General features: G+C 25.6%; 11 protein-coding genes. 2 read left to right on the top strand and 9 right to left on the bottom strand.

What is annotated here, in order from left to right; translation table 11 throughout:
• Positions 1-48 precede the first annotated feature (48 nt).
• Positions 49-1,437, bottom strand: a complete 1,389-nt coding sequence (pabB, locus tag M9405_RS02140) for an aminodeoxychorismate synthase component I (RefSeq protein WP_250223073.1) — start codon at positions 1,435-1,437, stop codon at positions 49-51.
• 342 nt (positions 1,438-1,779) lie between these two features.
• Between pabB and tsaB the strand changes: the two genes are divergently transcribed.
• The gene (tsaB, locus tag M9405_RS02135) at positions 1,780-2,487 is read left to right on the top strand and encodes a tRNA (adenosine(37)-N6)-threonylcarbamoyltransferase complex dimerization subunit type 1 TsaB (RefSeq protein ID WP_250223072.1); all 708 of its coding nucleotides are present in this window, start codon (positions 1,780-1,782) and stop codon (positions 2,485-2,487) included.
• Between the two features lie 341 nt (positions 2,488-2,828).
• Here the strand turns inward: tsaB and M9405_RS02130 are convergent, their stop codons facing one another.
• From M9405_RS02130 to hns, 8 genes are all read right to left on the bottom strand, one after another.
• Complete coding sequence (locus M9405_RS02130) at positions 2,829-3,101, bottom strand: cell division topological specificity factor MinE (protein ID WP_250223071.1); 273 nt, start codon at positions 3,099-3,101, stop codon at positions 2,829-2,831.
• Between the two features lie 7 nt (positions 3,102-3,108).
• On the bottom strand, positions 3,109-3,924 hold the full coding sequence (gene minD, locus M9405_RS02125; RefSeq protein ID WP_250223070.1) for a septum site-determining protein MinD: 816 nt from the start codon (positions 3,922-3,924) through the stop codon (positions 3,109-3,111).
• A 16-nt stretch (positions 3,925-3,940) separates the two neighbouring features.
• Positions 3,941-4,621 carry a septum site-determining protein MinC gene (minC, locus tag M9405_RS02120; protein ID WP_250223069.1) on the bottom strand — a complete coding sequence of 227 codons (681 nt, stop codon included), beginning with the start codon at positions 4,619-4,621 and terminating at the stop codon, positions 3,941-3,943.
• Between the two features lie 377 nt (positions 4,622-4,998).
• Positions 4,999-5,532: a disulfide bond formation protein DsbB gene (gene dsbB, locus M9405_RS02115; RefSeq protein WP_250223068.1), complete on the bottom strand. Its 534-nt coding sequence runs from the start codon at positions 5,530-5,532 to the stop codon at positions 4,999-5,001.
• A gap of 320 nt (positions 5,533-5,852) precedes the next feature.
• Positions 5,853-6,851, bottom strand: coding sequence for a type I glyceraldehyde-3-phosphate dehydrogenase (gap, locus tag M9405_RS02110; protein ID WP_250223067.1), 999 nt, complete (start codon positions 6,849-6,851; stop codon positions 5,853-5,855).
• A gap of 349 nt (positions 6,852-7,200) precedes the next feature.
• The gene (gene sppA / locus M9405_RS02105; RefSeq protein ID WP_250223066.1) at positions 7,201-9,084 is read right to left on the bottom strand and encodes a signal peptide peptidase SppA; all 1,884 of its coding nucleotides are present in this window, start codon (positions 9,082-9,084) and stop codon (positions 7,201-7,203) included.
• Between the two features lie 173 nt (positions 9,085-9,257).
• Positions 9,258-10,067 (bottom strand): exodeoxyribonuclease III, encoded by an 810-nt coding sequence (xthA, locus tag M9405_RS02100; RefSeq protein ID WP_250223065.1) that lies wholly within the window; start codon positions 10,065-10,067, stop codon positions 9,258-9,260.
• 1,130 nt (positions 10,068-11,197) lie between these two features.
• Entirely contained in the window at positions 11,198-11,608 is a 411-nt protein-coding gene (hns, locus tag M9405_RS02095) for a histone-like nucleoid-structuring protein H-NS (RefSeq protein ID WP_250223064.1), read from the bottom strand.
• Positions 11,609-12,096: 488 nt separating this feature from the next.
• Here hns and M9405_RS02090 point away from each other — a divergent pair, with 488 nt between their 5' ends.
• Positions 12,097-12,690 carry a thymidine kinase gene (locus tag M9405_RS02090; protein WP_250223063.1) on the top strand — a complete coding sequence of 198 codons (594 nt, stop codon included), beginning with the start codon at positions 12,097-12,099 and terminating at the stop codon, positions 12,688-12,690.
• Positions 12,691-12,962: the final 272 nt, after the last annotated feature.

Below are 12,962 nucleotides of genomic sequence, written 5' to 3'. Positions count from 1 at the left end.
ATTTTTAGTATTAAATACAATAAAATTTATTTATTATAATAGTTATTGTTAATAAAATTTATCTAATAGTGGTTGTAGTAGAGTAAATGCTTTATCTTGTATTTCTTGGTATTCTGCATCTTTTTTGCTATCAAAAATAATACCACTTCCTACAGAACAGAATATTTTTTGTTTTGTAGTTAATAATGTTCTAATTGCAATATTAGAATCCATATTACCACAGTAACTTAAATATCCAATACTACCTGACCAAATATTTCGACGTTGTGGTTCTAATTGCTCGATTAATTTAATCGCTTGGATTTTTGGCGCGCCAGTTATTGATCCACCAGGAAAACACGCGTTCAATAAGTCGCAAGCGGAATAATGTTTTTCCAGTATTCCTGTGATTGTGCTAACCATGTGATGCACTCCTGAAAATGACTGTATATCAAATAATTTAGTGACACGAATACTGCCTGGTATAGATACTTTTCCTAAATCATTTCTTAATAAATCAACAATCATCAAGTTTTCTGCTTGATTTTTTTTTGAGCGTGATAGTTTAATGATTTGTTGTAAATTATCCTGTTTATTTTCTAATATTGGTAATGTTCCTTTGATTGGTTGTGTTTTTATTTTGGAGTTATGTAATTTTAGAAAGCGTTCTGGAGATAAACTCAATATGCTAATTTTATTAGGTAACCTAATAAAAGCAGAAAAAGGTGCGTGATTGTGACGCAATAGATGGCGAAATGCTAACCATTCATTACCTGAATATAATGTATAAAATCGTTGAGCAAGACATGTTTGATAGCAATTTCCCAGAATTATATTATTTTTAATAATATCAAATTTTTTTGAATATTCGTGTTTATTTATATTGCTTTTCCAAGGTTGTTTAATATTAAATTGTTGTTTTAAAAAAATTTTTTTATAATATATATATTTCTGATTATATAGCCAAGATAGTATTTTTTTAGGATTATCTTGAGCAACTAAATAGCTTTTGTATAGTTTATGATCTGTTATGATAGCCCATTTATATAACCCGACCGCCATATCTGGTAGTAATAAGTCGTTTTGTGCTATTGTTGGAATTGATTCTTCCATATATCTTATGAGATCATATCCAAATACTCCTAATAATCCTCCTTGAAAAGGTATGTGACAATCATTATGTATGCGTATATTGGTATTATGAAGATATTTTTTTAGCAAAAGAAATGGATTCATATTACTAATGTGGTATTTTTTATTATATGAAATTTTAGTAATGTTATGTTGAGAAACTAGAGTCAGAATGGGATTAGTGACTAATATATCGAATCTACCACCTAAATGTTTATTATTATCTCCAGAATATAATAATATAGACCAGTTGATGTGAGATAAAGGCGCAAAAAGATTAACTGTGATATCAGGATAATACGATAACTCTATAATCTGTGTTTGCATTAAACGTAAACCTTGCAGTGATTAATATATATATATTTTCTTTAATGAGATGAAACATTATTTTTATGATTTATTTAATTGGATATTAAATATGTAATTATACATGCTATTGCTCAGTAAATAAATAGTATATATATTGTAAAACTTACAAATTGTATTTGTTTGCAGAGAACACTATATATTACTAATAATAAATATTTTAATTTTGAATTTTATTTTTGTATGTGTTCAATATTATGAATACAATTGCAATAAAATTTTATATTTTAAATTAGTGTTGTAAAAAAATACTTTAAAATTTATTATTTGTTTTAATAATTTGTGTTTTAATCATTTAATAATATGCCAATTCGGATTTTAGCTTTTGATACTACTACTGATTTATGTTCTGTTGCTTTAATGATTAATAATCATATTTATAGCAATAAGGTAATAGCTGCTAGAAAACATGCGGAAAAAATATTATGTATGATTGATACGTTATTAATAGAGGTTGGTATTAATTTAAAATCCCTTGATTGTATTATATTTAATAGAGGTCCTGGGAGTTTTGTTGGTGTGCGTGTTGGAATAAGTGTAGCCCAAGGTTTAGCGTTAGGTGCTGATTTGCCATTAGTAGCAGTATCGTCTTTAGAGGTATTAGCTCAAGGAGCTTTTCGTATTTTTTCTACTAAGCATGTAATATCTGTGATTGATGCGCAGATGGGTGAATTATATTGGGCGTATTATTATAAGTTAAGTGATTGTAATTGTTGGGTTAGCTATATTAATGAATTTCGGTCAAAAGCGGAATTTATAGCAGAAAAATTGCTATTTTTTGGTAATTTATTTTTAGGAAATTGGGGTTTTGTAGGAACAGGTTGGAATAAATATTTGGTGTTGCAAGAAATAAATGCATGTAATGAATTTATCTTAAAAAGAAGCATTATGTATCCTGAAGCGCAGGATATGTTATTGGTGGGCATGTGTAGTTGGAAAAATAAGAGATTTATTACACCCTATCAAGTAAGGCCTGTGTATTTGCGTGATTTAAATATTATAAAGAAGTAATAGTTTATTTATGTGAACAATAGTTATTGTATATATTGCATTTATGTGTATATATTTCATGTATAATAATTTTATTGAATATTTAATTTTATATTTTAATTTAGGATGTTGATTTCTAAAATTTTATAGAACTACATAGTACGTAGTGTTGTATTGATTATTTTATAGAGATATTAATTTGTTTGTTGGTGATACTTGTTCAGTATAATATACATTATTATTGGTGAATTAGATGTATGTGGTTTTTTAAAAGTAAAGAAATATCGTACTTTTAGCTTATTATATGCACATAATAAGATATATTAATTGTCTAATTTATTAATGAAATTGTTTGTTTTAAATTAAATAATTTTGCTTTTTTTTTCGAATATAATTATTTTGCATCTTAGTAAAGATATATCATTTTCTTTTTGTTCCAATCGTACTGTGAGTACATGTGGTTTGTGTATATATTTATTTATTACTTGTATTAAATCAAGTTTTAGTTGAGCTAAGAAATAAGGATTTGTAATATTTTTGTTTTTTAAGTTTTTAGAAATAATATTTTTTAATCTTTGTTTAGCAATATTAGCTGGTGTTTTTCTTTTTAAGGAAAAGATATTTAATAATACCATAATAGTATTACCTTCCAAAAATTCGCTTAAGGAAGCTTATTTTTTTTTCTTCAGTAAATCTGAATGGGCATGATTCGCCTAATAAGCGCTTCACTGTATCTGAATATGCGTGCCCCGCTTTTGATGCTTTGTCTAAAATAATAGGCGTGCCCTGATTAGATGCTCTTAGTACTGATTTATCTTCAGGTATTACTCCTATTAAAGGTATTCTTAGTATTTCCATTACATCCTCTAAACTTAACATATCTCCGTTTTTAACGCGATCGGGGTTATATCGGGTCAATAATAGATATTCTTTTATAGATTCTTCTATATTATTTTCGGCGCGTTTAGATTTTGATGATAAAAGACCTAGCATACGATCTGAATCATGTACTGAAGAAACTTCTGGATTAGTGGTTATTATAGCTTCATCAGCAAAATATAAAGCGGCTAAAGCACCACTATCTATTCCTGCTGGTGAGTCACATATTATAAATTCAAAATTCATTTTATTAAGATTATTAAATATTTCTTTTATTCCTATTAGAGTTAAAGAGTTTTTATCTTTTGTTTGTGAAGCAGGTAAAATATATAAATGCGCAGTATGTTTATCTTTAATTAAAGCTTGATTTAGTGTAGCATCTCCCTGTATGACATTGATGAAATCATATACCACTCTACGTTCACATCCCATAATTAAATCAAGATTTCGAAGTCCGATATCAAAATCAATTACAGCGGTTTTTTTACCTTTTAATGCTAATCCGGTAGCAATCGCAGCGCTTGATGTTGTTTTTCCTACACCACCTTTACCTGATGTTATAACTATGATTCTGGTCATGCATACATTCCGAGTATTATAAATTTTGAATGATAAGTTTGTTGTTTTTTAGACTGAGTCTAACTGATTTTCCTGAAAATTCTTGCGGGATTTGATCGTTGAGCCAATATTTCCCGCCAATAGACACTAATTCTGGAGATAAATGGGTGCAGAATATTTGAGATTCTTTATTTCCAGATGCGCCTGCTAATACACGTCCCCGCATTGTTCCATATATATGTATATTACCATCAGAGATAATTTCTGCTCCTGCGTTAACATTTGCTACAATAATGAGGTCCCTGAGACGAGCGTATATTTTTTGTCCAGATCGTATTGGTGTATTAATTAATTTTGTTTTGTAATTAATTGAATTATCTTTATGTTTTTTTGTTAAGTTATTTCCTATAATATAATTATTTTGTTTAGGGAAAATTGGTATACCACTAGAAGCAATAATTTCTTTTAATTTTTCGTTGTAACAACAACATACTCCAACTATTAACAATCCAGAATCTGATATTATTTGATATATAGCATGCCAGTTGCTTTGATGGTTGAGATTTTCAACATTTATTAAAACTGGTGTATTTTCTGATAAAAAATATGGCGCTTTTTTGATTTTTTCTATTAATGAAATTTTTATTGTTTTTAAGCATGCGCTGTAAATATGCACTACTAATAAGGAGAAGTTGGTTGTTTTTATGCTAATAGACACATTAATTTTTTCACAGTTTTGTATGTTGCAGAAACATGCAATTTAATAGTAACTTATTAAGTGTACATAATATATAATTAATTATTTTAATAGTTAATAGTAAATTTTGGTGTATATTCTACTGAATAAGAATATCATATTATATAGAATAATAGTACTAATTTGTTTTTATTTAAATGTTATTTAACAATGTAGATTTTTTACTTTATAAGTCATTGTATAATATTATTATAGTTTTTTTTAAATAGATCAGCTTTTTACAAAAATGTTTTTAAAATTTATATTTTGGTATCGAAATATATTAGTTATATTGTACAATTAGTGTTGTTTATTTTAAAAAAATATTAAATAAATAATTTTTATGGAGTGTGTTTTATCTATAGTAATGGGTTTTTTCTTTTTTTTGTGTGAAGGATGTGTGAGAGAAATATTAGTATTGATATTAGTAAATAGCTGGTAAAAATTATTATCATCCATTGAGATATTTCTAGGAATAGAAAATGTTGTGTATTTGTAGCACAGTCTCCTTGTCCTTCAAATACGTTAGGCCACCATTTGTTTAAGGGGATCCAGTTAGGAAATTGGACAAATAGGTCACATGTAAGAAATGGGGAGGGGTTTGATTGTATATTGATTTGTTCTTTAGCTAGTAAAAAACCTTTCCAAGCGCTGTATATCCAAATACATACAGCTAACATTCTTATAATATAAATTTTTGGGGAAATTATTGCTATTATACCTGCAATTCCTATGCCGCCCAAAGCGCATCTTTGATATATACATAATATACAGGGTATAAATATAGAGATATGTTGTAGATATAAAGCAGTTAATTCTAAGGTAATAATTGTTAGAATTAATAAAAACCAGTATTTTCTAATTTTAGAACAGTTACGTAAGAACAACAGCATAGACCATCATCTAAAATTAATTATATTAACGTGATATAGGAATTTTTTAAAATTATCTAATTTAGATAAATGTTTTCATATTATTTCACTTGCTGCATGTATAAAAATATTATACCATTTTATTTTGTATCTTAAATTGTATAGTAGCACATGTTTATTATGTGTTATAAAAAATTTTTTAAAGTATCAAAGATTAAATTTTTTATATAAAATGCAAAGAATTAATTTGGTTTATTTTATATATTATTTTATTTAATTTTAAAAGTTATAAAAATATAAAATTAACGGTATTATTATTTGTATTTATATTAAATATAAGTTTATTTATTAGAAATAAATACGCTTAAATCTAATATTTTATCAGAATATCCTGTCTCGTTATCATACCAAGATATTAACTTAAAAAAATTGTTATTTAATGCTAGACTAGTGTGCGCGTCAAATATAGAAATTAATTTTTCTCCATTAAAATCACTAGATACTAATTTTTCATTGGTATACCCCATAATACCCTTTAATTGGTTTTGAGCGGCATGTTGTATTGCGTCGCAAATATCTTTATAAGATGTGGATTTTTTTAAATGTACAGTTAAATCTACAACAGATACATTTGCCACAGGTACTCTGAATGACATTCCTATTAATTTTCCAGATAATTCTGTAATCACTTTTCCTAAAGCTTGAGTTGCTCCAGTAGAAGATGGTATTATATTTTGGTATGCGCTGCGTCCAATTTTCCAATCTTTATGTGTTGGAGCATCTACAGTCTTTTGAGTAGCAGTGACTGCATGTACAGTAGTCATCATGCCTTCAGTGATTTCGAAATTTTCATGGACAGTTTTTGCTAAAGGTGCTAAACAATTAGTGGTACATGATGCGTTAGATATTATTTTTTCTCCATTATATAAGTTATGGTTTACTCCCATAACAAACATAGGAGTATTATCTTTTGGTGGTGCTGTTAGTATTACCTTTTGGGCGCCAGATAGTATATGTCCGTAAGATTTTTCTTGAGTTAGAAAAGCTCCTGTGGATTCAGCAACAACATCTACATGAAATTTTTTCCAAAATAATTTTTTTGGGTCTTTTTCTGAGGTATAATGAACAACTTTATTATTTATAATTAAACAATTTTTTTTTGTATAAATAGTTCCATTAAATTTTCCATGGGTGGAGTCATATTTTAGTAGATATGCTATATGTTCAATGCTTAGTATATCATTAATAGCTACAATTTCTACGTCTTTTCTATCTTGTGCGTTTCTAAAAATTACTCGACCTATTCTACCAAATCCATTAATACCTATTTTTACTACCATAGATTTTACTCCTATTTTAATCAAAATATATTGTATGATATTATTTTTGTCTAAAAAACATTTTTATGTAGACCATATAAAAATGTCATCCAGTTTATTAGATCTTAAAGATGCTATTTAATATAGGTGTTATATAAACATGTCAATAGTGTTTTGACTGTTTATTTGTATCTTTATTAGAGTTTAATAGTAAATATTTTACCAATTTGGTATTGTATTATACTTTTTAATAAATGAAAATCATGTGTGAAAATTTTGTTTCAGATTATATAAATATTATATACAAGTACATTGTATGATATCGATGTGATATGTATAGTTTTTGTATAAAAATGTTTTTATGAATCATTTATTTTATAAATGGGTCATAATTTGAATAAAGGGCATAGCAATTTTTAGGATCATTCCATTTGAATGGTGAGATTATGTCAGAATAGTTTATTTGTATATTTTTATTGAAATTAGTAAATAGATTATGTTGGTTGAATAGGTCAGTTATTATATTTAATAAAATTTTATTAGTTGCTTTCATTAAAGAATCGATCCAGTTTGCTTGATCTTTATACCAGTTAATTTGGTACTCCTTTAAATTAGCTAAATTAGCAGCTGTGTTAATTGCATCATCTAGGTCTCCGATACAGTCTATTAAACCATAACGTATTGCATCATGTCCCAGCCATATATGGCCTTGAGCGATTTTTTTAACATCATTTATAGTTTTGCAACGTGCGGTAGCTACAGTGTTAACAAAATAATGATAGTTAGTGTTTACGTAAATTTGCATCATGTTAACATATTCCGGGGGTAACGATTTAGTCGAGGAAATGTTGGCTATAGGCGATGTATCTACGCCATCACTATGTATTCCTATAGAATCAAGAGATTTTTCGAATGTATTAATAATACCAAATATTCCTATTGAACCGGTGAGAGTATTATTATTAGCAATAATAACATTAGCTGGAGTTGAAATCCAGTACCCTCCTGAAGCTGCTATGCTTCCCATGCATACAACTATTGGTTTTCCAGAGTTTTTAGTAGATATTAGTTCAAGTCTAATTAATTCTGAAGCATTAACACTGCCTCCTGGGCTATTTACTCTGAGTACTATTGCTTTAACTTTAGGATTGAGTCGAGCATTACGAATGTTTTGTACGATAGTATCTCCACCAATTATGCCTGCATTATCAGTGCCATCGATAATCGGTCCATTTACACAAATAATGGCTATTTGATTATTGTGTTTTTTGGGAGTTTTTATATGATAATCATACATGCTAATTGCATGGAGTGATGAATTGGTTATGTCGTACCCAAATATTTTTTTCATTTTGTTTTCTATTTCGGAATAAGGCGCAATTTCATCAATCCAGTTATTTTTTAGTGCGTAAACCGCTGTATTTCCATGGGCTTGAGATAATCCATTTATTATAGTGGTGATACCCGGAAAAATTTTTTGTATTGTTGTTTTTCTATTGATAGCAACAATATTTAAGTATTGATTCCATAGATAATTTATTAATTTTTTTTCTTCATTACGTACATGAAGCGACATTTGATTTTGCATAAAAGGTTCGACAGCCGATTTGTATTCTCCCACTCTGAAAATATGTGTATTAATTTTTAAATTATCTAGTAAAGATTTGTAATAAAATCGATTAGTGTACATACCTCTTAAATCTACTGTTCCTTGTGGAGTAAGAAATATTTTATTTGCATAACTTGCTAGAAAATATTGTGATTGACTATAGTAATCAGAAATAGCATAAATTACTTTTCCGGAACTTTGAAATTCTCGTAAAACTTTTCCTATATATTCTAATGATGTCTGGTTACAACCCGAGAAATTTTTTAGTGACAATATTAATCCAGTTATATTAGAATCGTTTTTAGCTTGACGTATTATATTTATAACATCAAAAAGAGAGTTTTCTTGAGTATTGGGTGTGGTTGTATTTAGTAAATTTTGGCTAATTTTTTTAAATGTATTATATGTTGCAGGTTTATCTACTATTGTGCCATTAATATCTAAAACTAATGCAGTGTTTTTTGGTAGTGATTTTACAGGATTACGTACATTTAAGTATATAATAATAATTAATATTATAAGTAGCATGAACAGTATGTTTGTTATTGTAATGCGAACGAAATGTAAAAATTTTATGCTATATTTTAGCACTTTATATAAAATTCTATATATATTCCATATATACGTTTTCTTTATGAAAGACATTCTTTGCATCCTACATACATGTTCTGTTTGTTATATTTTATGCATTTAAATGTTAAGTTAAACGCGAATTATATTAATTACTTAATTTAATGATCTTACTAGGTAAGATGGAAATAATATTTATATTTTAAGATAATAGTTTTATTACTTATTTTTTTAATAATTAAAATTACTTATGATAAATAAAAATCTGCGTATATTGGCGCATGATCAGAAGGTTTATGCATATTTCGAATATTATAACAAATACCAATGCTTTCACATAGATTTGCTAAAGGATGTGTAACTAATATTAAATCTATACGTAGTCCTATATTATTTTTGAAGCTATTTGATTGATAGCTAAACCAAGAATAGCGTTTTTTGTTTTGTGGGTGTAATTTTCTATATATATCAATTAATCCCCAATTAATTAAATTGTTTATCCATTTTCTTTCTTCAGGTAAGAAAGAACAACGTCCTGTTTGTATCCAATTTTGTTTGTTTTTATCATTAATACCTATATCATAATCTGTTGGGCTAATATTCATATCTCCCATTATTAATAATAATGCATTATTATTATAACTGAGTTCTATATGTGTTTGTAATTTTTCGTAAAAATATTTTTTATAACCAAATTTTTCTTCATGATTTCTATTTTCACCTTGAGGAAAGTAAGCATTTATAATAGTTAAATTTCCAATGGGTGTTGCTATATTAGCTGTAATTATTCTTTTTTGAGACAATTGGTTATCATCATTAAATCCATATAAGACAGAAATTGGTTTTTTTTTTAAAAAAAGTGCAACTCCATGATATTTTTTTTGACCATAAAAATATACATAATATCCATATTGTGATATTTCCTTTATAGGAAAAGAATCATCATGTACTTTAGTTTCTTGCAATCCAATTACATCAGGTTTTAATTTGTTGATAATTGAATTTAATTGATGTATGTGGGCGCGTATTCCATTTATATTAAAAGAAACAAATCTCATCTTTATAAGAATTTTTAAATTTTTTATGTTGTAAGATACAATATTATTTTGTAGTGTGTAAATCCTACATTATATTATACAGTATATTTGTAATATTTTATATTATTAATGATATAGTAAATTTAAATTTTTTATTGTTTTTGTGTATGTAAAATATTTAGTTTCTCCGAGCGTATTATGTATTGGTTAAATTTACATGAAATTAGTTATTTTGTATAGTAAATATAATTTTTCAATTCTTTAGAATATTATATTTATAAATAAATTTATTATAACGCTACAAGTTTATTGATAATAGTAAATTTTTATAAATTTAGATTGGATTTTTGATGTGTTATTTTTATTATAAAAAATATTAATTCTTATTAAATAAGATATTTTATTTGTTTTTAAAAGTTAACTAGTATCATAATTATTAATTTAATTTCAATGTAGCAATGATTTTTAAATTAATAATTTTATTCAAATATACTAATATCTGGTTTTGTTTATATAAATTAATAATTTTATGTAGCATGAAATGTTATTTAATAACTTTAATAGAAGTATTGGTGATGATCATAATATGAATATGATTTACAGGGATATTTTATATTAAGATATATGCACTAAAAATAGTATTTTTATATTAAGTGTTATAAAAATAGAACATTTTTATAATTTCATTTTTAAATACAGTGTTGTCTTGTTTATTGATTTTATTATTAATATTGAGTGAAACTTTTATAAGTTGTTACTGTTTCAAACACAATGATTGAATTTATTTTTATTTAGTTTTTTAAAGTACAAGATTTTTTGGGATCATAAAATTATATTGATATAATAATATTATTAGGAATGTTTATATTTACATATTGATGATTGAATGTATTTAAATTAACTCAAATTATATTATAAAATATAATATTTTAGTATTTGTTCAAATTAATAGAGACTTATAAACATAAGTTTTTTAGGGTATTGTTGTTTTGTTCTCATAAAGAAATATTAGATTTTATGAATGTAAAATATAGTCCTTAAGATATTTATAATAGTTTTTTGCATTTATGTATTTTAAATTTAATGTTAGGCGCACGATATAGTTACATGTTATTATTTCACGATAACATGTAACTATAGAAAATTTTTATTTACAATAAAAAGTCTTTTAGTGTTTTTTTTTGTGTGTTTATAGCATTTTTAATTATTGCAGGTGTTCGTCCTTGACCTGTCCATGTTTTTATTTCACCGAATTTGTTAATATACTTATATTTTGCTGGTCGTGATGTGCGTTTATTTTTATGTAATAGTTTTTTTATTTTATTTGTATTTTGTAATAATTCATTAGGATTTATGCCATCAGCCATTAGCATATCTCGGTATTGTTGTAATTTTCTAGTGTGTTTTTCTATTTTAGCTTGAGCTTGATTATTAGCTTCGCGACGTTCATTAACAATAATTTTTAATTTTTTTAGCATTTCTTCTAGTGTCTCAAGAGTTAATGCTCTAGTTTTTGCGCGTAGAGTACGGATATTATTAAGAATTTTAAATGCCTCTTTCATAGATTGAATCTCAAATATTTTAATTGATAAATTTTATTGATTGGGATAGAAAATGTTAACTACTATAATATTTATATATTAACATTTTAATAAGATTAATTATGCAATAAATTATTATAATTTAAGTTTTTATTTTATATGATTAAAAATCATTATTAATTTTATTTTATATTTTAAGTAACCTTATTATTTAATTTTCATTAATTATTTATAATATATATTATTTAATTTTATTAAATAATCGCAAAAATTAGATTTAAGTATTAGTCTTGTTGTCATATTATAATTTTCATTATATGAATAATATTAGAATATACATATTGTTTTCAATAGTTCTATATAATAAATAACATTTATTTTTTTATAAATAATTTGTTAAAATTATTTAGTTTAATGAGCATATAGTTTATAAAAGATTTTTTGTTTTTGAAAGTTTTATTATTAATTAAATAGATGTTTTATTTTTGTAAGAAAAGGATATACATTATATGGCGCAATTATATTTTTATTATTCTGCAATGAATGCAGGAAAAACTACCTCTTTATTACAATCTTCTTATAATTATAAAGAGAGAGGTATGCATACAGTATTATATACTTTTGAAATAGAGTCTTTAAAATCGCATTTTATAAATAAAATCATTAGATCTCGTATTGGATTAACTTCATCTGCGAGAATTTTCAATAAGACAACTAATTTTTTTTATCAAATAACAGAGATAAATCACAATAGTATTGTGCACTGCGTTTTAATAGATGAGTGTCATTTTTTGAATCGTGATCAGGTTGTAGATTTAAGTAAAATAGTAGATATTTTGAATATTCCAGTATTATGCTATGGTTTACGTACTGATTTTAGAGGAGATTTATTTGCAGGAAGTGCTTGGTTATTAGCTTGGGCGGACAAATTAATTGAATTAAAGACTATTTGTTACTGCGGAAGAAAAGCTAATAGAGTATTAAGATTAGATAAAAAAGGTGCAGTGACAAGCGATGGCGATCAAATTTTGCTGGGAGGAAATGATCGTTATGTTTCTGTGTGTCGTAAGCATTTTATAGATAAAATCAAATTACCATCATAATCTACAGTATCCAATTTTTTTTGAGATAACATTTGTTACGAATTTTATTCGTTTATAAGTTTCAATATAATTAAGAATATTATACTCATCTAAAATGTTAGATACATAATTTTATAATTTAGTTTTTCAAAATATTATTTTGATAGAAAATATATTTTATAGGCTTATAAAATATTGAAAATTTTAAAGCAGATTTATGTTTGATAATGAATATTATGCTAATGGTTATTTTATTGAGCAGTGCAGTATTTATTTGTTTTACGAGTGTAAAA

This window comes from Candidatus Blochmannia ocreatus (assembly GCF_023585745.1).
GTDB classification, from domain to species: domain Bacteria; phylum Pseudomonadota; class Gammaproteobacteria; order Enterobacterales; family Enterobacteriaceae; genus Blochmanniella; species Blochmanniella ocreatus.
The sequence above is the reverse complement of the archived record's forward strand: the minus strand, read 5'-3'. Positions and strand labels throughout refer to the sequence as shown.

Excerpts from the sequence above, each read along its gene's own strand:
- M9405_RS02090 (WP_250223063.1), top strand. The coding sequence starts at position 12,097 with ATGGCGCAATTATATTTTTATTATTCTGCAATGAATGCAGGAAAAACT.
- sppA (WP_250223066.1), bottom strand. The coding sequence starts at position 9,084 with ATGTCTTTCATAAAGAAAACGTATATATGGAATATATATAGAATTTTA.
- tsaB (WP_250223072.1), top strand. The coding sequence starts at position 1,780 with ATGCCAATTCGGATTTTAGCTTTTGATACTACTACTGATTTATGTTCT.
- dsbB (WP_250223068.1), bottom strand. The coding sequence starts at position 5,532 with ATGCTGTTGTTCTTACGTAACTGTTCTAAAATTAGAAAATACTGGTTT.
- xthA (WP_250223065.1), bottom strand. The coding sequence starts at position 10,067 with ATGAGATTTGTTTCTTTTAATATAAATGGAATACGCGCCCACATACAT.
- hns (WP_250223064.1), bottom strand. The coding sequence starts at position 11,608 with ATGAAAGAGGCATTTAAAATTCTTAATAATATCCGTACTCTACGCGCA.
- minD (WP_250223070.1), bottom strand. The coding sequence starts at position 3,924 with ATGACCAGAATCATAGTTATAACATCAGGTAAAGGTGGTGTAGGAAAA.
- M9405_RS02130 (WP_250223071.1), bottom strand. The coding sequence starts at position 3,101 with ATGGTATTATTAAATATCTTTTCCTTAAAAAGAAAAACACCAGCTAAT.
- pabB (WP_250223073.1), bottom strand. The coding sequence starts at position 1,437 with ATGCAAACACAGATTATAGAGTTATCGTATTATCCTGATATCACAGTT.
- gap (WP_250223067.1), bottom strand. The coding sequence starts at position 6,851 with ATGGTAGTAAAAATAGGTATTAATGGATTTGGTAGAATAGGTCGAGTA.